General features: G+C 70.0%; 22 protein-coding genes and 4 pseudogenes. 15 read left to right on the forward strand and 11 right to left on the reverse strand.

Features of this window, described 5'->3' with window-relative positions; all coding sequences use genetic code 11:
• Nucleotides 1–1,045: 1,045 nt before the first annotated feature.
• The 4 genes from ACIO3O_RS00095 to ACIO3O_RS00110 all read left to right on the forward strand — a co-directional run bounded on the left by ACIO3O_RS00095 (nt 1,046) and on the right by ACIO3O_RS00110 (nt 8,764).
• The gene (locus tag ACIO3O_RS00095; protein ID WP_401740019.1) at nt 1,046–2,527 is read left to right on the forward strand and encodes an acyltransferase domain-containing protein; all 1,482 of its coding nucleotides are present in this window, start codon (nt 1,046–1,048) and stop codon (nt 2,525–2,527) included.
• Nucleotides 2,524–7,392: an SDR family oxidoreductase gene (locus ACIO3O_RS00100; protein ID WP_401740021.1), complete on the forward strand. Its 4,869-nt coding sequence runs from the start codon at nt 2,524–2,526 to the stop codon at nt 7,390–7,392. The genes ACIO3O_RS00095 and ACIO3O_RS00100 overlap by 4 nt, the downstream gene beginning before the upstream one ends.
• A 6-nt stretch (nt 7,393–7,398) precedes the next feature.
• Complete coding sequence (locus ACIO3O_RS00105) at nt 7,399–8,463, forward strand: alcohol dehydrogenase catalytic domain-containing protein (RefSeq protein ID WP_401740022.1); 1,065 nt, start codon at nt 7,399–7,401, stop codon at nt 8,461–8,463.
• 106 nt (nt 8,464–8,569) lie between these two features.
• Nucleotides 8,570–8,764, forward strand: a complete 195-nt coding sequence (locus tag ACIO3O_RS00110; protein WP_401740024.1) for a hypothetical protein — start codon at nt 8,570–8,572, stop codon at nt 8,762–8,764.
• 226 nt (nt 8,765–8,990) lie between these two features.
• Here ACIO3O_RS00110 and ACIO3O_RS00115 read toward each other — a convergent pair whose 3' ends face one another.
• Both ACIO3O_RS00115 and ACIO3O_RS00120 read right to left on the reverse strand, forming a co-directional pair.
• Nucleotides 8,991–9,245 (reverse strand): hypothetical protein, encoded by a 255-nt coding sequence (locus tag ACIO3O_RS00115; RefSeq protein WP_401740026.1) that lies wholly within the window; start codon nt 9,243–9,245, stop codon nt 8,991–8,993.
• Nucleotides 9,246–9,673: 428 nt separating this feature from the next.
• Nucleotides 9,674–10,213, reverse strand: coding sequence for a hypothetical protein (locus ACIO3O_RS00120; protein WP_401740027.1), 540 nt, complete (start codon nt 10,211–10,213; stop codon nt 9,674–9,676).
• Nucleotides 10,214–10,283: 70 nt separating this feature from the next.
• Between ACIO3O_RS00120 and map the strand changes: the two genes are divergently transcribed.
• The 3 genes from map to ACIO3O_RS00135 all read left to right on the forward strand — a co-directional run bounded on the left by map (nt 10,284) and on the right by ACIO3O_RS00135 (nt 12,422).
• Nucleotides 10,284–11,066: a type I methionyl aminopeptidase gene (map, locus tag ACIO3O_RS00125; RefSeq protein WP_401740029.1), complete on the forward strand. Its 783-nt coding sequence runs from the start codon at nt 10,284–10,286 to the stop codon at nt 11,064–11,066.
• A 730-nt stretch (nt 11,067–11,796) separates the two neighbouring features.
• A complete protein-coding gene (locus ACIO3O_RS00130; RefSeq protein WP_401741907.1) occupies nt 11,797–11,988 on the forward strand; it encodes a hypothetical protein in 192 nt (63 codons plus the stop codon).
• Between the two features lie 65 nt (nt 11,989–12,053).
• A complete protein-coding gene (locus tag ACIO3O_RS00135; RefSeq protein ID WP_401740031.1) occupies nt 12,054–12,422 on the forward strand; it encodes a hypothetical protein in 369 nt (122 codons plus the stop codon).
• 9 nt (nt 12,423–12,431) lie between these two features.
• Here ACIO3O_RS00135 and ACIO3O_RS00140 read toward each other — a convergent pair whose 3' ends face one another.
• Complete coding sequence (locus ACIO3O_RS00140) at nt 12,432–12,866, reverse strand: hypothetical protein (protein WP_401740033.1); 435 nt, start codon at nt 12,864–12,866, stop codon at nt 12,432–12,434.
• 65 nt (nt 12,867–12,931) lie between these two features.
• On the opposite strand from ACIO3O_RS00140, the gene ACIO3O_RS00145 reads away from it, so the two are divergent.
• Complete coding sequence (locus tag ACIO3O_RS00145; protein WP_401740035.1) at nt 12,932–13,177, forward strand: hypothetical protein; 246 nt, start codon at nt 12,932–12,934, stop codon at nt 13,175–13,177.
• 50 nt (nt 13,178–13,227) lie between these two features.
• On the opposite strand, the pseudogene ACIO3O_RS00150 reads toward ACIO3O_RS00145, so the two are convergent.
• Nucleotides 13,228–13,998 (reverse strand): annotated as a pseudogene (locus ACIO3O_RS00150) (transposase).
• Between the two features lie 61 nt (nt 13,999–14,059).
• Between ACIO3O_RS00150 and ACIO3O_RS00155 the strand changes: the two are divergent.
• Nucleotides 14,060–14,329, forward strand: coding sequence for a hypothetical protein (locus tag ACIO3O_RS00155; RefSeq protein WP_401740037.1), 270 nt, complete (start codon nt 14,060–14,062; stop codon nt 14,327–14,329).
• 272 nt (nt 14,330–14,601) lie between these two features.
• Here ACIO3O_RS00155 and ACIO3O_RS00160 read toward each other — a convergent pair.
• From ACIO3O_RS00160 to ACIO3O_RS00175, 4 genes and pseudogenes are all read right to left on the reverse strand, one after another.
• A pseudogene (locus tag ACIO3O_RS00160) lies at nt 14,602–14,862 on the reverse strand (restriction endonuclease); the annotation flags it as partial.
• Nucleotides 14,863–14,935: 73 nt separating this feature from the next.
• Nucleotides 14,936–15,061, reverse strand: coding sequence for an HNH endonuclease (locus tag ACIO3O_RS00165; protein ID WP_401741803.1), 126 nt, complete (start codon nt 15,059–15,061; stop codon nt 14,936–14,938).
• Nucleotides 15,049–15,519 (reverse strand): annotated as a pseudogene (locus ACIO3O_RS00170) (SDR family oxidoreductase); the annotation flags it as partial. The pseudogene ACIO3O_RS00170 and the gene ACIO3O_RS00165, both read right to left, overlap by 13 nt.
• Nucleotides 15,520–15,544: 25 nt before the next feature.
• Complete coding sequence (locus ACIO3O_RS00175) at nt 15,545–16,564, reverse strand: DNA-directed RNA polymerase subunit alpha (RefSeq protein ID WP_401740038.1); 1,020 nt, start codon at nt 16,562–16,564, stop codon at nt 15,545–15,547.
• Nucleotides 16,565–17,045: 481 nt separating this feature from the next.
• On the opposite strand from ACIO3O_RS00175, the gene ACIO3O_RS00180 reads away from it, so the two are divergent.
• Together ACIO3O_RS00180 and ACIO3O_RS00185 are read left to right on the forward strand one after the other, a co-directional pair.
• On the forward strand, nt 17,046–17,828 hold the full coding sequence (locus ACIO3O_RS00180) for a hypothetical protein (RefSeq protein ID WP_401740040.1): 783 nt from the start codon (nt 17,046–17,048) through the stop codon (nt 17,826–17,828).
• A 15-nt stretch (nt 17,829–17,843) separates the two neighbouring features.
• Nucleotides 17,844–18,590 carry a class F sortase gene (locus tag ACIO3O_RS00185; protein WP_401740041.1) on the forward strand — a complete coding sequence of 249 codons (747 nt, stop codon included), beginning with the start codon at nt 17,844–17,846 and terminating at the stop codon, nt 18,588–18,590.
• Nucleotides 18,591–18,875: 285 nt separating this feature from the next.
• Here the strand turns inward: ACIO3O_RS00185 and ACIO3O_RS00190 are convergent, their stop codons facing one another.
• Nucleotides 18,876–19,226 (reverse strand): PRC-barrel domain containing protein, encoded by a 351-nt coding sequence (locus ACIO3O_RS00190; protein ID WP_401741804.1) that lies wholly within the window; start codon nt 19,224–19,226, stop codon nt 18,876–18,878.
• 155 nt (nt 19,227–19,381) lie between these two features.
• On the opposite strand from ACIO3O_RS00190, the gene ACIO3O_RS00195 reads away from it, so the two are divergent.
• Together ACIO3O_RS00195 and ACIO3O_RS00200 are read left to right on the forward strand one after the other, a co-directional pair.
• Complete coding sequence (locus ACIO3O_RS00195; protein ID WP_401740043.1) at nt 19,382–19,510, forward strand: hypothetical protein; 129 nt, start codon at nt 19,382–19,384, stop codon at nt 19,508–19,510.
• 188 nt (nt 19,511–19,698) lie between these two features.
• A complete protein-coding gene (locus ACIO3O_RS00200) occupies nt 19,699–19,995 on the forward strand; it encodes a hypothetical protein (RefSeq protein ID WP_401741909.1) in 297 nt (98 codons plus the stop codon).
• Between the two features lie 99 nt (nt 19,996–20,094).
• Here the strand turns inward: ACIO3O_RS00200 and ACIO3O_RS00205 are convergent.
• Together ACIO3O_RS00205 and ACIO3O_RS00210 are read right to left on the reverse strand one after the other, a co-directional pair.
• Nucleotides 20,095–20,463, reverse strand: a pseudogene (locus ACIO3O_RS00205) (hypothetical protein); the annotation flags it as partial.
• Nucleotides 20,384–21,049 carry an FMN-dependent NADH-azoreductase gene (locus ACIO3O_RS00210; RefSeq protein WP_401740044.1) on the reverse strand — a complete coding sequence of 222 codons (666 nt, stop codon included), beginning with the start codon at nt 21,047–21,049 and terminating at the stop codon, nt 20,384–20,386. The gene ACIO3O_RS00210 and the pseudogene ACIO3O_RS00205, both read right to left, overlap by 80 nt.
• Before the next feature lie 115 nt (nt 21,050–21,164).
• Between ACIO3O_RS00210 and ACIO3O_RS00215 the strand changes: the two genes are divergently transcribed.
• Both ACIO3O_RS00215 and ACIO3O_RS00220 read left to right on the forward strand, forming a co-directional pair.
• Nucleotides 21,165–21,677 (forward strand): MarR family winged helix-turn-helix transcriptional regulator, encoded by a 513-nt coding sequence (locus tag ACIO3O_RS00215; RefSeq protein ID WP_401740045.1) that lies wholly within the window; start codon nt 21,165–21,167, stop codon nt 21,675–21,677.
• Nucleotides 21,678–22,440: 763 nt separating this feature from the next.
• Complete coding sequence (locus ACIO3O_RS00220; protein ID WP_401740047.1) at nt 22,441–24,597, forward strand: LuxR C-terminal-related transcriptional regulator; 2,157 nt, start codon at nt 22,441–22,443, stop codon at nt 24,595–24,597.
• Nucleotides 24,598–24,619 lie beyond the last annotated feature (22 nt).

The raw sequence follows: 24,619 nt of genomic DNA on the forward strand, positions 1-24,619 counted from the left end.
GGCGACGGTGAGTTCGCATGGGGGGAGGTCCTGGCCGGCTAGAGGTTCGCGTGGCTGGAGACCGTGGGGGGTGTCAACAGGATCACATTCGCTCACGTTTGCAAACTATATGGACTTGCCCCTGATGTGCGGTAGTAGCCCTTAGGGGCTATTGAAATCTGGAATGTCGAGATTCAACCTGAAAATCCAGCATGTGAAGTCGTACGGGATACCGAGGAGTGCGGTGGCGATGGCGGTGGAGCAGGACGAGGAGTGGGTCCCCCGTGGACGGCGGAATTCGACCTGGGCGCCACCGTTCCCGGACGGCCGCCGGCTGCCTCGTACGGTGGAGGGATCGCTCCGTGTCGTGCACGCCGCGGGGTCGCAGGGCAATCGTCCACGAGCCTGAGCCGGCGCGGGGGCCGGGCGGCCGGGCAGGCGACGTCGTGACAGTGCCGGTGCCTCACCGGTGCCCCGGAGGCGGCAGTCGTCGAGAAGAAAGTGCGGTTTGCGCGAGAGTGCGATGCCGTCGTGCTGTCACTTGCCGTGTCCGTGGCGACGCCCGCACATCTGCCGGGTACATGGCCAGAGGTCCAGGGAGCGGCTCGCGCGGTGTGAAACCGCTGTCCGCTTCCGCGGGGCCACGAGTGACGGACGTACCCGGAAGGCGAACGGCGACGCCTGCGCCTTCCTGAGCTCCCGCTCCGTGGGGCGGGGACTGTGCCCGCGCGTGACCCACACCGAAGGCGCGGCACGGGGGAAGGGGCAGCACGAGGGAAGGGGCAGCACGGCAAGGCCCCGAGCTCCGTGTCGCGGGCCAGGGCGTCCACACCTCGGGCCGAGTGGTACCCCGGCGGCATCACGGCCGCCGGCCAGGCTGCCCGCCGACGCCGTCGCGCCCCCTCGGGACCCCGGCACTCGGCCCGTTGTGCCCCGGCCCGAAACGTCCGCGCGGGTTCTCTGTCCCCGCCCCAGGCCCTGCCCCCGTGACCTGCCCAGCCCCAGCCCCCTGCCGTCCGACCCGTCCACCTCGTGCCTGCGTCCTGCGTCCTGGAGGAATGTCCGCATGTCTGTCCTGACCGCTCCCCGTACCGCGCTGCTCTTCCCCGGGAAAGGCGCCTATCTGCCGGGCGCCCTGCAGAAGTTGCACGACGACCACGAGTCGGTCGCCGAGCAGCTCGACACCATCGACCGAGTGGCGGCGCAGTACGGCGTCGCCCCCGTGTCACCGCTCCTCACCGACTCCGATTCGCCCCCGCTCGGCGTCCTGCTCGCCGATGACCCCGACCGCCTCCAGGTCGCGATCTTCGCGGCGTCACTGGTCGTCGCCACGCTGGCCGTCGAGGAACTCGGCCTGAGCGATGTCGTACTGGTGGGGCACAGCGTGGGTGAGATCACCGCACTCACCGCCGCAGGTGCCTATTCCGTCGCTGACGGGACCCGGGTCCTGTGCGAACGCGACAAGGCGATGAGCGCCTTCGACGTACCGGCCGGAGGGCTGCTGGCAGTGGGCCTGTCCGTCGAGCGGGCGCACCGACTCGTCACCGGTGCGGGGCTGGTCGACATCGACGTGGCCGCGGTCAACGGTCCGCGCCAGACGGTGCTCTCGGGCCCCGACGCGTCCCTGGAACAGCTGGTCGCGATCACCGGTGAACTCGGTGTTCCGCGCAAGCGGCTGGAGTCGCCCCACCCCTACCACCACCGGTTCCTGGAGCCCGTCGCCCGGCACCTTGAGCAGGCTCTCGCCGATGTCCCGGTGCGGCCGATGCGGTTCCCCGTGCACTCGACCGTGCACCACCGCTGGTACACGGACGGTGACGACGTCACCGCACTGATGTGCGCGCATCTGACCCACCCGGTGGGATTCCTGCGCGCCGTGCGTGAACTGCAGGCCGCGGGAACGGACTTCTTCGTCGAGGCCGGAGCCCGCTCGGCACTGACGGGACTGGCCCGTGCGGCGGTCGCCCAGATCCAGACGGTGGCGCCGTTGGAGTCGACCGTGTCCGGGGAGGAACTGCGGGGGATGCTGCGGGTCGTCACAGCGCTGCCCGCCTCCGCAGCACCCCGTGTGGTGCGCCCCCGAGGCTCCGCGGAGCCTGCGAGCGACGCCTCCCCGGGGCCGAGTCCGGTGGCCCCCGCTCCGAAGGCGGCGCCGGTGGCCGCCACGACGAAGGCTCCCGAACCCGCGCCCGTGGCTGTCGACGAGAGGAAGGACCGCGAGCCGGTGCGGGCCACGACGACAGACGTCGGGACAGGGCCGTCGTCACAAGCACCCGGCACACTGCCCGCGCACGGCCAGCTCCTGGCCGACCTGCGCACCCTGTACGCCGAAGCGCTGGAGTACCCCGAGGAACTCCTCGACGCGGAGGCGGACTTGGAGGGCGACCTGGGAGTCGACTCCATCCGGCAGACCGAAGTGCTCGCGCAGGCCATGGAGCAGTACGGCCTGGGAAACCTTCCGGACACACTCCGGATCACTCAGTACACCACCCTGAGTGAGGTCGCCGCACTGCTGGAATCCCAGGCCGGGACGGGAGCGGCAGCATGAGCGGCGAGGCGGCCACGGGCGAGTTCACGGGACGCGTCGTACTGATCACGGGTGCCAGCAAGGGGGTGGGCCGGGCCACGGCCCGGTACTTCGCCGAACGGGGCGCGCACGTTCTGGTCAACTGGTTCCACTCCCAGGAGGCGGCGGAGGAGACGCTGGCGGAGCTGACGGGGGACGGACTGTCGGCAGAGCTGATCCGTGCCAGCGTCGCCAAGGAGGACAGCGTCCGGCAGCTGTTCGCCGAGGTGCGCGAACGCCACGGCGGACTGGACGTCCTCGTGAACAACGCCGCGTACGGCAGCTTCGTACCGCTCCCCGAGCTGACCGAGAAGGACTGGGCCCGGGTGCTGGGCCTCAACTTCCACGGCGTCCGCTGGTGCTGCGCCGAGGCGATCCCCCTCATGCTCGGCCGGAAGCACGCGGCCATCGTGAACGTCTCCTCCATCGGCACACAGTTCATCATCGACAACTACGCCGCCGTGGCCGCTTCCAAGGCAGCACAGGAGGCGTACACCCGTTACCTGGCGTACGAGTACGCACCACTCGGCATCCGGGTCAACACGGCGAACGCCAGCTTCATCGAGGGCAGGGTCACGGGGCTGTTCCCGCACCCGGAGGAGGTACGCGCGGCGGTCACAACAGCGACCCCCATGGGGCGCATGGGGCGCCCGGAAGACCTTGCCGCGGTCGTCGGGTTCCTCGCCTCCCCGGCGGCCGAGTGGGTCACGGGGCAGTCCGTGATGGCGGACGGAGGATTGTCGCTGGGCGGCGTGATGCTGTCGCCACCCCGACGGCCGGCGGCCCCGCCCCTGGTCCCCGGGCTGCCGGAGACACCGGGAACAGGGGTCCGTACGGCTGGAACGGGGGTCCGTACGGCCTCGCTGTCGGTCTCCGAGCCCGCACCACGGGCCGCCCCGGGCCCGGACGGCGATCTGGTGGCCGTCGTCGGTTGCGGCATCGCCGTGCCCGGCGCTTCCTCGCCCGAGGAACTGCACCGGCTGGTGAAGGAGGGCCGTCCGGTCTTCGACGAGCCGCACGACCGCTTCGACATCGACGACTTCTGGTCCTCGGACCGCACCGCCGAGGACAAGACGTACTCACGGCTCTCCGGATACCTGCACGACTTCGTGCCGCACCCCCGGGCCGCGCGCCCCGCATCGGGCGGCGACTGCGCACACTGGCTGCGGCACAGCCTCGTTCAAGCCGCCGAGCAGGTACGCATCGACGAGTCCCACCGCGTGGCCTGCTACAGCGGCCAGTGGGTGGACGGCAGCCAGGACCTGGAGGAGAACGTGCTCGGGCTGCTGCTGCGCACCTGGGCCGGCGCCGCGGACACGTCCCGGCTGGAGGGGGTACTGCGCAAGCACCTGCCCCGGCTGACCGACGATCCGAGCACCCTGTTGCCCGAGGCCGTCCTCGACGCCGCGCTGGAGGGACTGTTCCCGCGGCTCGCCGAGAGGCTCGTCGTCGACACGGCCTGCTCCTCCTCCCTGTACGCCGTGGATCTGGGGGCGAGGGCCGTGCGCGAGGGACGCTGCGAGGTGGCTCTGTGCGGCGGCGTCTACCAGAACACGCCCCGCTACTCGGTGATGTTCAGCAAGCTCCACGGCCTCTCCGCCTCCGGAGACGTACGCGGGCTGGACGCCGCCGCTGACGGAACCATGTTCACGGACGGCGCGGCGATCGTCGCTCTCAAACGTCTCGACCGGGCGCGTGCGGACGGAGACCGTGTCCTCGCGGTACTCGGCGGTTTCGGCGCCGCCTGCGACGGCCGGGGCAAGAGCATCAGCGCCCCCAACGCCCAGGGCCAGCGCCACGCGATCGAACGGGCCACCGCACGCCACCGCGACCCCCGGAGCACCCCGCCCCAGTGGCTGCTCGCCCACGCCACCGGCACCGTCGCAGGCGACAGCACCGAACTGACGGTCATCCAGCAGAGCAGGGGCGAGCGCCCCGTCACGGTGACGGCGAACAAGTCCGTACTGGGACACACCGGCTGGGCAGCGGGCGCCGTCTCCCTCGTCCAGGCCGTGACCGCGCTCGATACCGGCCTCATCCCGGCCCAGGCCCGCTTCACACACCTGCCGGCCGGCCTCGCGGACGAGCTGCCGGCCGTGGAGGTACCGACCAGGGAAGTGCCCTGGCCCCGGACCGCCGACGAGTCACCGCGCGTCGCCGGAATCTCCGGATTCGGCTTCGGCGGTACGGACGCCCATCTCCTGGTCAGCGACCCGTACCATCCCGCCCCCGAGGCCGAGGCCGCTCCGGAGGCCGAGGACACTCCGGAGGCCGAGGACACTCCGGAGGCCGAGGACACTCCGGAGGCCGAGGACACTCCGGAGGCCGACAGTGACGAACCTCTGGTGCTCCTCGCATTCACCGCCCTGCCGACACAGCCCGCCTCCCCGGCCCCTCCCCCGTCGGGCCAACTGCGCCTGACCCCACGGACGGTGCGGGAGATCGACGCCACGCAGGTCCAGGCCCTGCTCGTGGCCGAACGTTTCGCAGCCGAACACGGACGTCTGTGGCAGGACCCCGACATCGCCGAACGCACCGGTGTGATCTCGGCGATGTGGGAGCCGCCCGCCCGCTCGGCAGACGTCACCGCCCGCGCCTATCGCACCGTGGTCGCACGCATCGCCGACGACCTGTCCGCGTCCGGGATGCCCCGGGCCGCTGTCGGCGTACGCTCCGGGCTCACCGCACTCCAGAACCGGGCCGCGCCGACCGGCCCCGACACCGCGCCGGGTCTGATGCCCAACGTCACCCCGTCCCGCATCACCAACAGGGAGAACCTGCGGGGTCTGGCCATGGCCGTGTGCGACGGCCCCGATTCCCTGCACGCGGCCGTCGACCTCGCGACCCGCTACCTGCGCGACGGCGACCTCGAACTGGCACTGGTTCTGTCCTCGCCGACGAACCCGGAACCCTGGGCCACCACCCTCACCAAGGCCGGCCCGCAGACCGCGGCAACCACGCACCTCTTCGCCCTCGCCCGCGCCGACCGCGCCCGCGCCCACGGCTGGCCGGTGCTCGCCGAAGTCACGGCGGAACAGGGGGCGGTGGCCACCCTTACGGTGCCCGCCGGCCCACGGCGATACGACCCGGCCACGGCTCTGGCGGCCGCACTGCGTCAGGCGGACACACCCGTCGTACGGGTACCGGGCCGAGCCCGTTCCCTGGTGCTGCGCCGCTCCGTGCGGGGCGGCACGGCCGTGGACTGCGGGGCCGTGGACTGCGGGGCCGTGGACTGCGCGGCCGTCGACTGCACGGCCGTGGACGAGAAACCGGCCGAGAGCGGCGTCACCGCCCCGGACGCGGCCTTCACCGCCCGCCGCCACATCCTCGGGCGCGTCCAGGAGCCCCCGACCGCCGTACGCACCCCCGTCGAGGCCATGCCCCCGGGAACCCTCGTCATCTGCGACGACAGCCACATCGCCGACACTCTGGCCGAACGGCACTCCGACTCCGTCGTCGTCTGCACGCGGTCAGGCGCCGCACACCGCGCCGTTCACACCCTCACCGAGGTCACCGAAACGAGCTTGGACGCCCTCGCGGCGGGCTCCCGGCACATCCGTCTGGTGAACCTCTGCGCCACACCGAAACCACCGCACGTTCCGCATGCCGAACCAGCCACCGTCCGCCTCCAGGAACTCGGATTCCTCGCCGCCCGCCGGCTGTGGCGGGAGAACGCCGACACCGGCTCGTTCCTGACGCTGTGTCTGCGCGCGTTCCTCGCCTCCACGCCGCACCCCGACACCGCCCTCCTCGCCGGCCTGGCGAAGAGCCTGACCCTGGACCTGCCGGGCCTGCGCTTCACCACGGTGCTCACCGACAGCTCCGACCTGGACGAAGGGCTGCGCACCCTCGCCGCGGAAACGACCTGCGCGCCCACTGCCCAGGGCGTGCATCACCGGGGTGGACAGCGCTACACGGAACGCGTCCGGGCCGCCCGGCCGACAGCCGCCGGAGCACTGGTGTCCGACGACGCGGTGGTGGTCGCCACCGGCGGCGCCAGAGGGATCACCGCGGCCTGTCTGCGCGCACTGGCTGCCACCGCCAGGGTCCACCTGTGGCTCCTGGGCAGCTCGCCCGAACCCGACGAGAAGTCGGAAGCGGCCGTCGGCCAGGAGCGGAAGGCGTTCCTGCGCGACTGGCTGGCCGCCCACCCCGGCCGTTCCCTCGCCGACGCCGTCCGCGCCCAGGAACGTGCCGGTGCCGCATCCGAGACCACCCGAACCCTCGGTGAACTGCGCTCCCTTCTCGGCCCCGACCGCGTCCACTACGTCCGCTGCGACGTCACCGACGCCGCCTCCGTCACCGCCGCGGCTGCCCGCGTCCTCCACCGGCACCCCCGCATCGATCTCTTCGTGCACGGCGCGGGCATCAACCGCTCCACCGTCCCCGGCCGCAAGTCCCTCGCCGACTTCCGCGCCGTGTCCGCGGTCAAGACCACCGGCTACCACCACCTCAAGGACGCCTTCGGCACCCACTGCCGTCGCTGGGTCAACTTCGGTTCCCTCGCCGGAACCCTGGGCCAGCCCGGCGAAGCCGACTACGCCGCCGCCAACGACTACCTCGGCGCCTGCGCGACACTGGCCCATGCCGCCGGGCACGACGAACAGACCATCGCCTGGACCCTGTGGCGGGACGTCGGCATGGGCTCCGCGCCCCTCACCCAGGCGCTGGGCGCACGCCGGGCCCACCTCAGCGGACTCACCCAGGACGAAGGCGCGGCGCACTTCCTGGCGGAACTCACCCGGGGCCGGGCCGCCGCTCCGGTGGTCCTGCAACTGGGCTCGGCCGAACACCGCACCCTGGCCTCCCGCGTGCCGTCCCTCGTCTCCCCCGGAAAGGCGCTGTGATCCGCCATGACCACGATGCAGGCCGTGCTGCTCACCGCCTACGGCACCCCGCTCGCGGCCTGGGACCACCCTGTGCCTCCGGTCCCGCCGCGCGGGGCACTCGTCCAGGTGCGGGCCTGCGGCCTGTGCGGCACCGACCTGCAGTTGGCCGCCGGCGAGCTGGCACCCCTGTTCCCGCTGCCGGAGTTCCCCTGGGTCCTGGGCCACGAGGTGGCAGGAGTGGTGGCCGAACTGGGCCCTGACGCACGGCCACCCGCCGACGTGGCCGACGGCAGCCCGGTCGCGGTGTACGGCCCCGGCGGCTGCGGCGACTGCGCCCGCTGCACGACCGGACACCAGCAGTTGTGCCCCGGCTCCGGCGGCTGGCTCGGCGTAGGCCGTGCGGGCGGCTTCGCGGAGTACGTCGCCGTGCCCGACGCCCGCCACCTGCTCCCCCTCAACGGTCTTCCGGCAGAACAGGCTGCCCCGCTGACCGATGCCGGGCTGACGGCCTACCATGCCGTGCGCCGCGCGCTCCCCGCACTGGCCTCGCGTGGTCCACGCGGGGCGGTCGTCGTGATCGGTCTGGGTGGTGTGGGTTCCTTCGCCGTCCAGCTGGCCCGGCTGCTCACCCCGGCCATGGTCGTCAGCTGCGTACGACGCCCCGTCGAACTCGCCGACCATGCGCGCCGGCTCGGAGCGGATGCCGTCGCGGGGCTCGCCGACGGGCCCGACGGCCTGTGCGACCTGGTGCCCGGCGGTGAGGTGGACGCGGTCATCGACACCGTCGGCACCGCCGAGTCGCTGAGACTGGCCGCGGCCGCCCTTCGCCCCTCCGGCCGTTGCCTGGTCGTCGGCGCGAAGGGCGGCACCGTCTCCTTCGGGGTCGGCAGCACCGACGTACCCTTCGAGACCGAGCTGTCCACCAGCGTCTGGGGCGGCCTCGCCGAACTGCACGATCTCTTCCAACTGGCCCACGCGGGACGCCTCGACCTCAGTCACGTCCGCCGTTACCCGCTGGCGGACGCGGCACGTGCCGCTGCCGATCTGACGGCGGGCCGAATCCGTGGCAGGGCCGTACTGTGCCCGTGACCGCAGGACGAACAGGCAGGCAGGACAGCCGACGGCACCCTTCCGTACCGTCCAGGCACCTTCCCGACCGCCCCCTCCCGGCTGCCACCCGGGCTTCCAGGCCTCCTTGCAGGCCACCATCGCCCCCACCACTCCCCGTGGCGGCCTGGTCGTCGCCATCGAGGACGACCGCTGGCTCGTCTGTCTCTTCGGCGCCGGCGATGTCTCCGCCCCCGAGGGGTTCGACGCTTACGCCGCCGCCCTCGAAAACCCCCACATCAAGCAGATCGTAGAGGGCTGTCAGCCCCTCAGCCCCCTCTAGCCGGTACTCCGGGCTCGGGAACCACTGGCACCGCTACGGCCGGCCCCTCCGCTGCGGCGACTCGCCTTCGTCGGGGACGCCCAGTGCGCCCTCAACCCCCTCCACGGGCATGGCCCCGCTGTACCGAGGCCTCATGCGCCGACACTCACCGCGCCTCTTCCTCCCGGGCCCTGGCACACACGATCCGTGTCGCCTCTCGCACCGCGGCCAGAGGCCTGCATGCGGGTCAGGAGCGTAGGAGGGTGAAGCCGGGGGAACCGTTGAGGGATTCGGCCCGCCAGCCGGTGCCCGACGAGTCACGGGTGCAGCGGAAGCCCGCCGCGAACCGGGCCAGGAAGACGCGCCCGGAGGCCCGCTCACGCGGGGTGCAGTGTCCGCAGTCGCCGTTGACGGTCGCTTCGGCGACGTGTGTGGTGGTCAGCTCGGCGGTAGAGACCGTGGCGAGGGCGGTGAAGGCCTCGCAGCCGGTGTGCTCCCACACGTAGCCGTCCCGCGAAACCAGGCCGTACCAGCGTGAGGGGGGCGGCGGCAGGGCCCGCACCCGAGGTGAGGTGCGGGCCCTGCGCGGTTATGCGTCGAGGCAGGGGTGCAGCCTACGCGCAGGAGACGAGGACGAGGGAGATCACGGTGCAGGAGGCGGAGTCGCGGTCGTTGGCCGCGTTCGGGTCGCTGGGGCGGACGCAGTTCGTGTGCCGGTTACCGTGACGGGTCCCAGGGACAGCAGGTGCAGCGGGACGCGGAATGTCTTCGAAGAGGCGGCTCCGTCGGTGACAGCCCCGTAAGTACAGGTCACGGTACCTGTGCTGGTGGTGCATCCGGCGGAGAGGTTCGTGGCGCTCGCCCCCCGGGGGCAGGGCCGCGGTGAGCGTCGCCGAGGCCGGTGTTCTTGGCCTTGAGGGTGTAGGTGAGCTACAGGACCAGGATGCCCAGGTGCGGTTGCGCGGTGACATCGACGTCGATGTCCGCCGCTACGGGCGGGGCCGCGTTGACAGTGGTCGTGATGCTGTCGGAGCCTTGACGGTTGTTGGCTTCCGAGGCGCCACTGGCGGTCACGGTGCCAGCGGCGTGGGGCAGCACCGTCAGCGTCAGGACCGCCGAGTTCGTGAGACCGGACTGGGCCGTGTAGCGGTAGTAGCTCGTTGCGGAGAGGGAGCAGACAAGGCTGGGGTCCCCGCCGTTGTCGGCACTGGTGATCGTGGCCGGACCGCTGATGCTGTCGGAGGCGTTGAAGAGATCCCGTCCGGGGACAACGGTCACGGTGTAGGTGTACGGGGTGCCGACCGTGACGGGGTCGGCCGACTCGGTGATCTGGACCAGCTCGTCCGCGTGTGTGGGACCGGCGGTGACGAGCAGGCCGGAGAGCCCAGGGCCATCGAGGAGAGCAGCACGAGCAGCCGCCGTCGGAGTCGGCTCGGTGAGGGGCGGGAGTTCAGGGAGGAGCGGCAACACGACCAAAGCCCCATTCAAATACCGGTACAGTTATACCGGCATAGTTATTGGACGCATCGGAGAGGCCCCCATGATCGAGATCCTGACCCCCGCGCGGCTTGAGCGGGCGAGAGACACCGGCGCCCTGGTCGGAAACATCCTGCACACGCTGCAGCAGCGCAGCACGGTCGGGACGAACTTGCTGGACATCGACCAGTGGGCCAAGGAGATGATCACCGAGGCGGGAGCACAGTCCTGCTACGTCGACTACGCGCCTTCCTTCGGGCGCGGCCCGTTCGGGCACTACATCTGCACGGCCGTCAACGACGGAGTGCTCCACGGGCGGCCTCACAACTACACACTGGCAGACGGGGATCTGCTGACTCTCGACCTCGCCGTGGCCAGGGGCGGGGTGGCAGCGGACGCCGCGATCAGCTTTCTGGTGGGCAAGGCCAGGCCGGCGGAGAGCGTTGCGATGATCGAGACGACCCAACGTGCACTCGCCGCGGGCATCGCCGCCGCCAAGCCTGGGGCGCGCATCGGCGACCTCTCCCACGCCATCGGCACGGTCCTCAGCAAGGCGGGCTACCCGATCAACACCGAGTTCGGAGGCCACGGCATCGGCTCGACCATGCACCAGGACCCACACGTCGCGAACACCGGGCGGCCCGGCCGCGGATACAAGCTGCGCCCCGGACTGCTGCTCGCCCTGGAGCCCTGGGTCATGGCCGACACTGCCACACTCGTCACCGACCCCGATGGTTGGACACTGCGCAGCGCGACAGGCTGCCGGACCGCGCACAGCGAGCACACCATCGCCATCACCGACAACGGAGCCGAAGTTCTCACCCTGCCCACGCAGGCACGACCATAAGAGGGCGCCGTACTTGCAGTCGGCGCTTCGGGGTGATGGTGGTGGAAGGTCGAGGGAGAGGCCGGTTCCCGCGAGAAATCCGTCGAGGACGTCGCGGCCACGCGAGCTTCGGCGCGGCCGTCTCCCTGCACCAGCACCCCTCGGCGGCGATCGGCGTCTCCCGACGGCCTACCGGCGGGCCTTGACGGGCACCCTCCCACTGTTCTGACCGCCGCAGGCCTCAGAGGTCGTTTTCATCTGGTTTGCGCCCCCTCATATGCCTCAATACAGCACCGCTGCCGCTCGCTTCACGGATCTGGACGCGTCGGCGAGGGACGTAACGGTGTGGGCCACGCTTGTTGGAGTGAGACAGGCCCTGCGGGATGAGACAGGCAATCCGGGCCTCCCGTGAGCCCCCGAGTCACGGGTGCCCACGGCAGCGCTTGGATGCCGCCCTGCCACAAGGGCATGTTGGGAGCAAACAGACTCTGCAGATGAAAACGACCTCCTAGAAGCCGTTGTCTTTCCGATTGTGAGCGTTGAGTTTCCCCTGGTCAGGCATGGTTCCGATGTCCTCGAGGGAGGGGCGGGCGTTCAGTTCGTTCTCGGCGATGCGGAGGTGGCCGGTGGCGTCGGTGATGGGGCTGCTGGAGGAGCGGTAAACCACTGCCCGGGTGCGAGCGGAGGAGCTTCAGGCGGAAGCGGACCGGATTCTGGTCGAACTCGACGCGGCTGAGGAGGTGTTGGAGTAGTGGTACTCGTTCACCTTCGCGCCGGTCTCGTCCCGCCGTTGGCCGGCGCGCACCAGACCCTGCTGACCCTGCTGCTCGGCGAGAGCCAGTACGCCCGCTTCGACGGGCTCGACGGCGTCACCATGCAGGACATCTCCGCCATCCTGGAGGCCTACGGCCAGGAGGCGGGGCTGGGCCTGGGGGAAGACTGAGCCTCGGCGCGCTCGTCGAAGAGCACGCCGAGGCCCTGGAGGCCGACCTGCTCAGGCACTACGGCGTGGACCTGCTCGACTGGCACCGCGGCCGGCTCTCCTCCCGCCGACTCGCGGTGCTGGTGCGGCACCCGCCGCAGGACAGCGCCTCTGCCCGTGAGTTGAACGGCGAGGCCGCGGACTGGTCCGTGACCGACTACCTGCTGGCACGAGCGGTCGACCACCTCGCCGAGGCCAACTGGATGTACGCGACGGTCAATCAGGACGAGGACGCGGAAAGGCTGGAGTATCCGGTGCCGGTGGTGCGCCCCGGCACAGGAGTCCGGGAGCCTGACGAGGACCTGCCGTCGAAGTCCGGGACTTCCGGCCCGGCAGCATCCGATCCGGCGGCCTCCGGCCCGAGTGTCGCCGAGATGGTCTGCTTCTTCGGCTGACCGGACTGCCTACCCCCGGAACATCCCGACGCGGAGAAACACCACACCGACGATGCCGCACACCAACTGCGCGAACAGATAGGACCCGACGGTCGCTCCCGCCCACGGACACCAGCGGTCCAGTTCGAACTGGGTGCGGGAGCGGGACGGCCGTCCCCTGTCGTACACCACCTCGACCGCGTCGCCCTCCTCGAAGTGTGGAATCCCGTACTCGACCCTGAAGAGCCGCCAGTTCCTTTTCCCCTTCGGGGCGAAGTACACGTAATCGATGCCCTGCTTTTGGCCGTAATAGCTGGTCCCCGTGCATTCCGCCTTGACTGCGACCCCCCAGATCCTGAGCCGTATACGTATGAAACAGGAGTGCAGCACCCACGGTGCCACCGCAGCCGCCGGAAACAGGATGATGAGCCAGCAGATCCAGGGACCGAGTATCGATTCATCCACCCTTTTCCTCAGCGAGACATGTGAAGGGGCCAGAGAAACAGCGAACGCTACGAAAAGGAGGAAACATGACCCAGCCCGGAAATGAACCTTGGATACGCCCGCCGTGGATCGGCGCGCAGGATTCCGAGCACTACAAGGAGATTTACCGCGACATCAGCCACAGCGTCAACCTCGTCAAGCTCCACGTCGCTGCGCTGAGCAGCAGCCTGACGGCATTCAAGACGGAACGTGCCGGACAGGGCGGTTCCGTCCAGGGAAGCGAACGCCGTCTCGTGGTCGGCCATGCCCTGATGCTAAGGGCTGTCCCGTAAATGATCTCCAAGTTGTCCCGGGCATCGTTGGTCGCGGTGTGATCCCTGGTCTATCCGGCGAGGGCGAGGTTGTGCATCCGGGCGATGCCGAGCATGGCGTGGTGGACGCCGTCGCCCTTGAGGCGGCAGTCGCGGAGGATCTTCCAGGTCTTCATGCGGGCGAAGACGTGCTCGACGCGGGCCCGGACCTGCCTGTGGGACTTGTTGTGTTCCTCTTTCCAGTCCGGCAGTTCGGTCTGGCCTTGCTGTCGGCGGTGGGGGATCACGAGTCCGGTGCCCGGGTAGCCGCCGTCGGCGATCGTGACGGTGTTGCCGACGGCGGCCTTGGCGCCGGATTCTTCCCATGCCTTGCAGTCGTTGCGGTTCCCGGCGAGCGGCCAACCGACCACGACGACCAGGCGGGTGTCGGCGTCGATGACGACCTGGTGGTTGGTGGAGTACCGGTAGTTCTTCGACCGCTCGGCGATGGTGTGGTCACGGGTGGGGACCAGGGTGCCGTCCACGATCAGCACGGTGTCCTTCGCGAACCGTTTGCGGGGCTGGAGCGCGAGCATCGGCCCGAGGTGGTCGATGATCCGGTCAGCCGCCGACTTGGACACCCCGAACAACGGAGCGAGCTGGCGCATGGTCAGGTTCGTGCGCCAGTAGGCCGCCACCAGCAGGGCCCGGTCCTCCAGCGGAGGACTCCACGGCCGGCCTCTGCGGACCGCGTTCGCCCCCTACCGCCGCAGCACAGTCACCAGCTTCCCGAACTGCCGCGGGTTCAGCCCGGTGAACGGGGCTATCCAAGACGGCTCCGACGCCGTGATCACACCAGCCACACCAAGATCATTCCAGGCTGGTTAGGGTTTCTCCTTCGAGGCGACGGGCTGGAGACGGATCATGGAACAGGATGAGGCCCTGCAACTCGCGGTGGCGTTTCTCGCGGACAGCCAGCGTGATGATGAGCCGCCTCTCGCCATCGACGCAGAGCGAGTTCGGGTGAGCAACGGGCCCCTGATCGTGCCCTACAACTCTGTGCAGTACCTCGCCTCGCGGGAGCCGCGAGAGCAGCTGTTGGACTGCTGGCCCATCCTCGTCGACCTTGCACGCGGAGAGGTGCGGTTCGGGACCCTGGACGAGCGACACCTGTGGAGGAACCCGAGCGTCTGACGCCTGTCCGTAACCCCAGTTACGGGACAGCCCTTAGGACGTAATTCCGCACGGCAACACAGTGCCAACGGCCAACGCCCATTGCACGCAGGGGACGTTCGGCTGGGAGCCCACCAATGGAACGGGGTGCCGGGCGCAACGTCCCAGACCCCGGCCCTGAGCGGTACCAGGCCCGGATGTCGCCCCGTGCGTCGCCCGGCGGTGCCCATCTCCTGAAACCGCCGCTGCCGCCGGGCTGTTGCCCCGACCGCGGCGATCGGTATGCGTGGGGCTCAAGAGAGGGCGCCGGGCTTGCGCGGCCGGGATACGGCGGGGAGCAGGTCCCACAGGGGGCGGGAGCCGGAGGCCCAGGTGGCGAGGATGTGACGGTCGACGACGTGGAGGCGTTGCTGGTGGGCGAAGGTCTCTGCGGGTACGGTCACCCGCCCGTTGGTCACGATGACCGCGACGTCGGCGTGGTGGACCGGGCGGGCGGTGCCGTTGAGGATCTGGAGGTCGGGGGTGCCGACGGCGGAACCGGCGAGGCCTCTGCGGTCGGGCAGGTCCGGCGCATTGCTGCGCCGGACCCCCCTCAGAACCGTGCGTGCGCCTCGCAACGCACACGGCTCAAGCGGGCTGCGAGGCCCGCGCAATTGGTGCCCTTCGGTCGCCAAGGGCATGGTGTTCCCGATGGCAGTCTGCGTGAATCAGTTCCAGATTCGACCTGTCGTCTGAGCCTCCGTCAAGGCATATGTGCGCCCGTGGTGGCCGGGCTCGGTCAGTGCCGCCCGTACCACCGCCGCGATGTCCGCAGGATGGATGGTCGGCAGCGCGGTCTCGGCGTACGGCGCGCGGACGGTCTCGTGGCCCCGGATGGAAGCCGCCCGCATCAGGGCGTTCGAGGCGAACTGCGTCGGCCGCAGGATCGTCCAGGCCATGCCGCTTGCCTTGAGCAGTTGCTCCACCGCCAGGTTCTCGCCGGCGGGGCCGAGGTGCGGGTGGGTCTGGACGGTGATGGACGACACCAGCACGACATGTTCCACACCCGCCTGCCGGGCGGCCTCGAGTATGTCGGCGTCCGAGCCCAGGCGGGACACAAGAAACAGCGAGCGCACCCCTTGAAACGCGGGCGTCAACGATCCACCGCCTCCGCCGACGTCGCTGCCCGGCGGCCCGCCGACAACGGGCTTGCGGTGACCCGCGACGTGCATGCCGGCCAGTAACGTGTGCGTGGATTCAGTACTGCCCGATGCCCACGAAACCGGTACCGGCATCCTGCCCTTCGAAGCCCGGTGCCGGGGCCGCAGCGGAACCGGGAGGGCCCCCGTCCTTGAGGGTCAGTCCGCACTCCTCCAGCTTGGATTTCACCTCGTCGATCGACTTCGAACCGAAGTTGCGCATGTCGAGGAGGTCGGCCTCGGTGAGGGCCACCAGGTCGCCCACGGTGTGGATGCCGCCGCGCTTGAGGCAGTTGTAGGTGCGGACGGAGAAGTCCAGGTCCTCGATCGCCACCACCAGCTGGGCCGTCGTCGCTGCGTCCACCAGGGGGTTGCCCAAGTCCAGAGCCTCGACGTCGGTGTTGAGTTCGCGGGCCAGGCCGGAGAGTTCCACCAGGGTCTTGCCCGCCGATGCCATCGCGTCACGGGGCAGCATGCCCGGCTTCGTCTCCACATCGACGACCAGACGGTCGAAGTCCGTGCGCTGCTCGACCCGGGTGGCCTCGACCTTGTAGGTGACCCGATGGACAGGTGAGTAGAGGGAGTCGACGGGGATCCGGCCGATCTCCTGTCCCTCCCGCTTGTTCTGGACCGACGAGACGTAGCCGCGGCCGCGCTCCACGGTCAGCTCCATCTCCAGGCGGCCCCCGCCGTTCAGGGTGGCCAGGACGAGATCCCGGTTGTGGACCTCGACACCGGCCGGCGGGGCGATGTCGCCGGCGGTGACAACTCCGGGACCCTGCGCCAGGAGGTACATCGTCACCGGTTCGTCAAGCTCCGAGGAGACCACGAGTTGCTTGATGTTCAGGATGAGGTCGGTGACGTCCTCCTTCACTCCTGGCACGGTGGTGAACTCGTGCAGCACCCCCTCGATACGGATACTCGTCACCGCAGCCCCCGGGATGGACGACAGGAGGGTACGGCGCAACGAGTTGCCGAGTGTGTAGCCGAATCCCGGCTCCAGGGGTTCGAGCACGAACCGGGATCGGTGCTCCTCCACGACTTCCTCGGTCAATGACGGACGCTGCGCGATCAGCATGCGGCTCTTCTCCATCCTGCGGGAGCCACCAATGTGGCCCGGCAGTACCGCAACGTACTCCCCAGGACAAAGCAATACGAAATTGCCCACCAGGCATATGTCGCGCATTCCGCGCTCGATGCAGGACAGTCACCGCACCCTCGGTCCGTCCTTATCCACTGACTCCAGCGCCTCGTTCACCAGGAGTCTCCGCCCTTGAGGGCGCGCGCCAGGCATCTTGTGGCACGGGTTCTCCCGGGCGACCGGTCCGCTGCGAACAGGGCGCTCCCCTTCGCAGCCGGGCTCACAACTACAGTCCCGGCAAGGAACGTTGGCGAGAGAACGCCGGGTGCGACCAATCCACCCCTGCACCCCGTTCCGAATCACACACCAGATCGGTCTTCGTACCCCTGGCCCCCGGACGGCGAAACCGGTGAACCACGTTCATCCCGCCCGTACGCAATGTGCCGGGCGGTCCCGCCCTCTTGGAGGTCGAACGATCGTGATCACCCCAAGCACCGCCCGTCTCACCGCCCTTGCCATACTGCCCGCCGCACTCGTCCTCGGCCTCGCCGGTACCGCTGCGGCGGCCGACGGCAAGACCTACCAGGTCGGCCTGGAGCAGCTGAACGACAGCGGGGCCAGCGGCATCGCCATGCTGACGCTGGACGGCACGAAGCTCACCGTCAAGATAGAGGCCGACGGCCTGGTCCCAGGACAGCCGCACGCGCAGCACCTGCACGGCTCGACCGACGGGCACGACTTCCACTGCCCCAGCGCCTCCGCCGACAAGAACGGCGACGGCCTCGTCACCACCGCCGAGGGCATCCCGGACTACGGCGACATCAACATCTCTCTGACCACGAAGGGGGACACCAGCAAGGCGAGCGGCCTGGCCGTCGACCGGATGCCGACGGCAGACGCCCAGGGACGCCTTTCCTACGAGCGCACGATCACCGTGTCGCAGACAGCGGCCGACCATCTCCAGGACCTGCACGTCGTCCAGCACGGCATCGACCCGAACGAGAACAAGAAGTACGACTTCTCCCAGGGCAAGAGCGAACTCGACCCGAAGCTGCCTCAGGAGGCCACCGCACCTGCGAGCTGCGGCATGATCGAGGGCGCGGCCGTCGGCTCCGTACCGGTCGGGGGCGTCGAGACCGGTACCGGCACCACGGGCGGCGTCGAGTCACCCGCTCTGCTCGCGCTCGGGGGCACGGCCCTCGCCGGGGCTGCCGGAACGTTCGTCGTGGCGCGCCGGCGCCACGACGCCCGGGCTCGCTGAACCGGGGTCCCGGCCATGACCGGAGGAACTTCCCCCGAAGAGACCGCACCACCGAGGGGCGACAGCGCCGCCCGGCGGTACGGGGCAGAAAACGCGTGTCGGCGGCGGGCGCTCCTCGTGGCGTCCGCCGCCCTGACGGCCGCCGCCGGAGTCCTCCTGGCCGTGGGGGTGGCCCGCCAGGAACCAGCACCGCCGCAGGCGGCGCCCGCTCCTCCCCCGTCCGCGAACTCGTCCGTCCGAGGCGGTCCGCCACCGTCCGGTCATGCCCACCACAACCCCACTCGCTCGCCCGGAGGCAGGCAAGTCCTGCCCGCCTCCTCCCCCGAGCTCCTCTCGATTCCGGCGATCGGCGTCCGTTCTTCCCTGGAGCGGCTGGGCCTGGACGCCCGGCGCGCCATGGAGACCCCGCAGGACCCGGACAAGGCGGGCTGGTTCACCCCCGGCCCCACACCCGGGCAGAAGGGACCCGCCGTCGTGGCGGGGCACGTCACCTGGAACGACAGGCCCAGCGTGTTCTTCAAGCTGGGCGACCTCAAGAAGGACCAGCAGATCGAGATCACCCGCGCGGACGGCCGCACCGCGCGCTTCACCGTCGAACGCACCGTCCGCTACCCGAAGAAGGACTTCCCCACCGTGGAGGTGTACAAGAACCTCGACCACGCCGGTCTCCGCCTCATCACCTGCGGCGGCGCCTACTCCCCCACCACCCGCCGCTACGACGACAACGTCGTGGTCTACGCCCGCCTCACCTCCGTCCACTGACAGGCGTCCTGAGGGCGCGCGCTGCGACCAGGAGCACCTCACCCATGACGGGTCGTAGCCGGCGAAGGCGGGGAGCTCGATCTCCTGGATCCACGTGCGGACCGAGACGCAGCCAACCGTAGAGGCCGCGCACCACCGTCCGTCGAACTGCGCCGGTTACTCGTCCTTGCCACCGGGCAGGATCCGGCCGTCGCAGTGCCCTCCCGGCTCAAGCAGTCCGTGCCGGAGCCCGGCCGGAGAATGAACTCCGGCCGGGCTCCGGCCTTCACGCGCTGTACCTGGGTGTCAGATGCGCGGGTTGCCGTAGTAGTCGCCCACCTGCTGGTGGTATCCGGCGTCGCCGGTGTGCTTGTCCTTGTCGAACTCGGGCGAGTCCTTGATCTGGTCCTTGGTGAGCGCGACGTGGATCTTCTTCTCCTGCGGATCGATCGACTTGACCGTGCCCGCGGGGAGCAGGACGTGCTTGCCGAAGATCCATACCCCGGTGTCGACGACGATATGGGCGGAGCCGACCTCGTCGGAGTGCTTGTCGACCTTGCCGATGCTGCCGTCCGTCGCCTCGACCTTGTACCCGGTCAGGTCGGTTCCGGCGGTGTGGCCCGTGGTCGGCTGGTAACCCCAGATGTCGCTCACGATAACTCCCTTTTCCTCATTGGGTCCGGCGGGGAGGGGCGGCTGTCCGGCCGTAGCGGAAGCCGGTGCCCCCTCCGCCAGGCCGAGTGCCCGGGAAGTTCCTGATCACACCTGAAATGCCGATTGTCTGATTCTCGATGGGGAGCCGGGCGCGGCGTGTGCCCGTTGCAGTGACGGGCCTGGACACAGACCTCCTGAGCCTGGTGGACGCCATCGACGTCCTGGTCGTACCGCTGCGGCTGCGCGCCTTGACCCTCGACGGGCGTTCTCCGCAGACACAGCCCTAGCGAAGGAACGGGTGCACCGTCACGTACCGGTTCGTGAGCGCGGTCCGCATCGCGTCCTCGGCCGAGTTCACGTCCTCGAGCACCACTGTCACTACGCCGGTTCCCGTGCTCATCAGGGCGCGGGAGTCGCCCTCGCGGTGGCTTCTGCAGACAACGGATTGTCAGTGGGCGTCCCTAGAGTGCCGCCCATGAAGACGCAAGATCATGACCTGGCGGAGTGCGCGCGGACCGCGGCTGCGGAACTGAGCCGCCAGGGGCGGCACGAGGATGCCTGGGCGGTGACAGCCCCCTACGCCCAGCCCCACCAGTGGGAGGCGGTCAACTTCGCCGCCACGCTGCTGGAAAGCTGGGGACGCACCGAAGCAGCCCTGGCCCTCATACGCGCCCAGGAAGGCGCGGACCGCCTGGCCGCACCAGTCGAGGCCCGGCTGCTGGTCGCCCTTGGCCGGGGCAAGAAGCCATCGACCTGCTACGCCCCCGTCTGAAGGCTTCGTTGAGTGCCTGGACCCGGATCTCAGGGCTTCGGTCGTCGTCCATCCAGCAGACGTCACCGCCCGAGGCCAGTACATCCAGACGAAACCACTCTCGATGAGCACCTCAGCGGCCAGCCGGTCGTGCAGCAGCACCCCCGGCCTGCGGCGGCCCGGCACACGCACCCGGAGACTGTTGTCCCCGTCTGAGAGACGCACCAGGTCCACGGCCTGCCCCTGCCCCTCACCCGTCAACGGTCGCGGCCAGGGCGAGAGCGGCCGCGCCGGCGGTCGGGGCGCCGCGCGCAGCGTGTCCCGGCCGCCGGTCCTCGGCATGCCCCTGGAACGAGCCGTCCGGGGCGTGCCGGCTCCGTGTCCGTCACGTCCGGTCGGGACGTACGGCTCAGGCGCTCCGCACCGTCGGGGGGAGCCGGTGGGCCAGCTCCTTGACCCTGTCCAGCGCGGTGGCCCGGGACGTGTCATGGATGTCGCGCAAGTGCGCCAGGCGGGACACGGCGGGCGCGTGGGTGAGTTCGGTGTGCACGAACTCGATGTCGGTCAGGTTGAGCGTTGAGAAGTAGGCGCGCAGGTAGGGCTCCTGGAAGTCGAAGGGTTCCCGCGGGGTCCCCGGGCCGTACGCGCCGCCGCGGGCGCTGAGGATCACGGCGGTCTTGCCCGAGAGCGGGAGCCAGGGCAGGGTCACCCGGTCCATCCAGGTCTTGAGGGAGCCGGGGACGGAGAAGTTGTACATCGGGGCGCCGATGACGAGGACGTCCGCGCTCAGGAGCGCGTGGATGAGCGGGCGGGTCACTGCCCAGGCAGGGGCGAGTTCGGGCGCGGACGCCAGCTCGTCCATGGCTGCGAGGTCCTGCACGCCGTGCACGGAGGACTCCGTGACCAGCCGCGAACCCGCCTCGTCGATGGGCTCCACCGGGTCCTTGACCAGATCGCGGTAGGTGTAGGTGCCGTTCGGTTGGGCGGCCCTCCAGTGGTCCACGAACGTGGCTCCGAGCTCCCGGGAGAAGGAGTCGCTCCGGGCGCTGGTGTCGAGGTGCAGCAGATGCGGCACAACTGTCCCTTTCGATCTGAATGATCCTGCTGACGAGATGATCTCGCCCTGAAATAAGGGTAGTTGGAGATAATCTCAAGTCAAGACGATCTCAATTCTGCGCTAGACTGCCGCCATGTCCCTCACACCCCCCGTCGACGGACGGACGTCGGGCAGCCTGCTCGGCAGCGATCTCCACTGGCTGCTCTCCCGACTGAAGCAAGGGCTCGCCACCGCGGAGACCGCGGCCGTCCGCGAGCACGGCATGACGTTGTGGGGATACACGGTGCTGATGGGGGTCGTCGACGCACCCACACGCAGTCAACTCGCCCTGTCCCAGGTCGTGTCCGTCGACAAGAGCAAGCTCGTCATCGTCCTCGACGAGCTGGAGGCGGCCGGGCTGGTCCAGCGTCGCCCCGATCCCGCCGACAGACGCGCGCGCATCGTGGAGGCGACCGACGCGGGCCGGGACGCCCTCACGGCCGCCCGCCGTGACGTGGACGCGATCGAGAGCGACCTGCTCGCCGGGCTGACCCCACTCGCCCGGGATTCGCTGCGCACCGTCCTGTTGCAGCTCACCGGCGATCCCGTGGTGCGCATCACGGACGGTCGCCCGCACGTCGAGACGTGTCCGCCGCCACGGCCCTGACCCGCCCCCTCCGAGCCGGCTCCTCCCCACCCGAAACACCGCACCGCCATGGGCACTTCCCTGCTCGCCACACCAAATCCTCGTCAAGGAATTCGAAACCGAGACGAAGGTCACGCCGGAAACAGTTGGGTCTATGCCAGTCTGAACGGGGGTCGCACTGGTAGCCGATCCGCCGCAAAGGGGAGAGGAAACCATGGTGAAACCGCAACGCAAGTGCACAGAAAGCACCCACCTGTCCGCATGTTCGGATTTTGCCCGATCCGACGCCCGCACCCCTTAAGGCGACATGACAGATCGCACTGAATTACTTCAGACTTTCGGTCGGACAGCAGAAATTGAGCGAATACAGCAGCTACTTGCCGACGGGAGGGCCGGACACAGCGGCACCCTCGTCATCCAGGGACCCCCTGGTATCGGTACGACACAGCTGCTGCTGGAATCCCAACGCGCCGCCGAAAAGGGCGGATACACCGTCTCCTCCTTCCTCGCACCTGCCGTGGGCAGGACCGCGGGGCGCGAGGAAACCGCTTCACTCCGCGGGGTGCTCTCCCCCGGAGCCCCCAGCACCGGCCCCCGACTGGTCGTCGTGGACCACCTGCACGACGCGTCCGAGGAATTGACCGAGGCGGTGACAGCACTCGCCCGCCACCGGATCCCCAGGAATTCCCCAGAAGCGCCGCTGGTGCGGATAATCGGACTCCGCACCGGATTGCAGGACCATGCGTTACGCCGTCTTTCCAGTGAATTCACCGGAAGCGACCGCATGGATCTCGGCAGACTCTCCGACGGCACTTCCCAGGCAATGGCCGCCAGCCTCCTCGGCGCGACACCCGATCCGCGACTCGCGGCCGCGGTCTCCAGCGCGGGAGGAAATCCCCTGCTGGTCGTGGAGCTGATCCGCGGATTGCGCGAAGAGGGTCTGGTGGAGATCTCCCGCGGCCGGGCCGAGCTGCTGGACGAGCGCGTGCCCCGGCGGGTGCGCGACCTCGCGCAGCAGTGGCTGGACTCCCTCTCGGACAAGGCCCGCCAACTCCTCCAGGTCGCCGCGGCCGTTGGCGGATCCTTCATGGTCATGGAGGTCGCGTCGATGCTGCGGGAGACCACCGCGTCGATGCTTCCCACTCTGAACGAAGCCCTGGATTCGGGTCTGCTCATCTGCCCCGGTGAACAGACCCTGTTCCAGCACGAGTTGATTCGGTGCGCCATCGCCGCCACGCTCCCCGCCGCGGTCCGTCAGGCGTTGCGCCAGGACATGGCGGCGCTGAGCAGCCAGCACTGCCTGCAAGTGCCGATCCCACCGGAGTTCCTGGTCACCGGCAGCCCGGTGACCGCCACCCCCGCCTCCCCCGCCCGCCCGCCCGCATCCGCGGACGCTCCCTCCCGGCTGCCGGTACCGGCCCGCCTCCCGGTGCCGTCCGACGGGCCCGGAGCCGTCGACCGGCTGCTGCCCGCCCTGCTGATGGCACGCAGCACGCGCGCACAGCCCCTGCCGCTGGGGCTCACCGAGGCGTTGCGCACCGGCCTGTCCACCGCACTGGAGTCCCACTACGCCCTCGTGGAGCCCACCAGGACGCGCTCCGCACGCGCGGAGCACCTCGGCACCATCACCCGGAACACGGTCTCCCTCTTCTCGGACGGGACGGAGCGGACCACCGCTCGGGCGCGGGCCGTGCTCGCCGGCCACCGGGGCCGCGCGGACGAGGCGGACATCGTGACGGCCACCGTGGTCATGTCCAACCTGGAGTGGGCGGCGGGAAACCTGGCCGAAGGGCTCACGTGGGCGCGGCGCGCCGTGGAGAGCCTGGGTCCCGCGACCCCGCCGATGTGGTCCCCCTACGTCAGGATGGCGCTGGCCACCAAGCTCTCCGACGTCGGCCGCTTCGAGGAGGCCGAGGAGCTGATCGAGGCGGCGGGTACGGAGGCCGAGGCGCTGGGAGGACCGCACCGGGCCACGCCGCTGATCGCGCGGGCCAGAGTGCTGCTCCAGTCCAGCAGGCTCCAGGAGGCCCAGGCCTGTGCCCAGTCCGGGCTGGAGATCGCGGCACGGGCCGGGGGCGGCTGGGTCGTGCCGGTGGGGCAGGCGGTGCTGATCCTGGTCGCCCTGCGCCGCGGCGACCTGGCGTCGGCCTCCGACTACGTGTGGCGGTGCAGGGCGGCGGTGGGCGCCGACAGCACGGTCTTCCCCTCCATCCACTTCGACTGGGGCGAGTGTCTGGTGGCCACCCTGCAACTCGGCCCGCACCGCACGTCAGAGGTGCTGACCACCACGTACGCCCATCTGCTCACCTCCCCCCAACTGTTCGTCGAAGAGGCGGCCGCGGCCGCCTGGTTGGTCAGGCTCGCCCTGGCCGCCGACGACATCCCGCTCGCCACGACCGTGGTCACGGCCGCCGAGAGGTTCGCGGCGGCCAACGTCGGTCACCCCACCCTGGCCGTCGGCGCGCTGCACGCCAGGGGGCTGCTGGAACGGAACTCCGACGCCCTGCGCCAGGCGGCCCGTGAGCACGTCAGTCCCTGCGCGGGCGCGCTCGCCGAGGAGGACCTCGGGATACTCCTGAGCGGCCGGGAGGAGACCGGCGCTCTCGGTGCCGCGGCGCTGCGGTCGGCGGAGCGGCGCTTCGCGCAGATCGGTTCGCAGGGCGACACCGCGCGCATCCAGGCCTTCAGGGAACAGCGTCAGGGGCCGCCGCCCTCGCACGCTCCTCGCCGGGCCGAGGCGGCCACGACGGGCTGGGAGGCGCTCTCGGAGACGGAGAGATCCATCGCCCTGCTGGTCAGCGACGGGCTGACCAACCGTCAGGTCGCGCGACGGGTCAGCCTGTCCCCGCACACGGTCAACTACCACCTGCGGGCGATCTTCCGGAAGCTCGACATCAGTTCCCGGGTGGAAGTCGCCCGCCACATCGTCCACGGCGCGTGAAGCGCGCGCAGTCGAAAGGAAG

This window comes from Streptomyces sp. NPDC087440 (genome assembly GCF_044744005.1).
Classification (GTDB): domain Bacteria; phylum Actinomycetota; class Actinomycetes; order Streptomycetales; family Streptomycetaceae; genus Streptomyces.

Coding starts and splice junctions, on each gene's coding strand:
- ACIO3O_RS00175 (WP_401740038.1), bottom strand. CDS start 16,564: ATGCTGATCGCGCAGCGTCCGTCATTGACCGAGGAAGTCGTGGAGGAG.
- ACIO3O_RS00155 (WP_401740037.1), top strand. CDS start 14,060: ATGGAACAGGATGAGGCCCTGCAACTCGCGGTGGCGTTTCTCGCGGAC.
- ACIO3O_RS00100 (WP_401740021.1), top strand. CDS start 2,524: ATGAGCGGCGAGGCGGCCACGGGCGAGTTCACGGGACGCGTCGTACTG.
- ACIO3O_RS00200 (WP_401741909.1), top strand. CDS start 19,699: ATGAAGACGCAAGATCATGACCTGGCGGAGTGCGCGCGGACCGCGGCT.
- ACIO3O_RS00145 (WP_401740035.1), top strand. CDS start 12,932: ATGACCCAGCCCGGAAATGAACCTTGGATACGCCCGCCGTGGATCGGC.
- ACIO3O_RS00105 (WP_401740022.1), top strand. CDS start 7,399: ATGACCACGATGCAGGCCGTGCTGCTCACCGCCTACGGCACCCCGCTC.
- ACIO3O_RS00185 (WP_401740041.1), top strand. CDS start 17,844: ATGACCGGAGGAACTTCCCCCGAAGAGACCGCACCACCGAGGGGCGAC.
- ACIO3O_RS00215 (WP_401740045.1), top strand. CDS start 21,165: ATGTCCCTCACACCCCCCGTCGACGGACGGACGTCGGGCAGCCTGCTC.
- ACIO3O_RS00095 (WP_401740019.1), top strand. CDS start 1,046: ATGTCTGTCCTGACCGCTCCCCGTACCGCGCTGCTCTTCCCCGGGAAA.
- ACIO3O_RS00220 (WP_401740047.1), top strand. CDS start 22,441: ATGGATCTCGGCAGACTCTCCGACGGCACTTCCCAGGCAATGGCCGCC.
- map (WP_401740029.1), top strand. CDS start 10,284: ATGATCGAGATCCTGACCCCCGCGCGGCTTGAGCGGGCGAGAGACACC.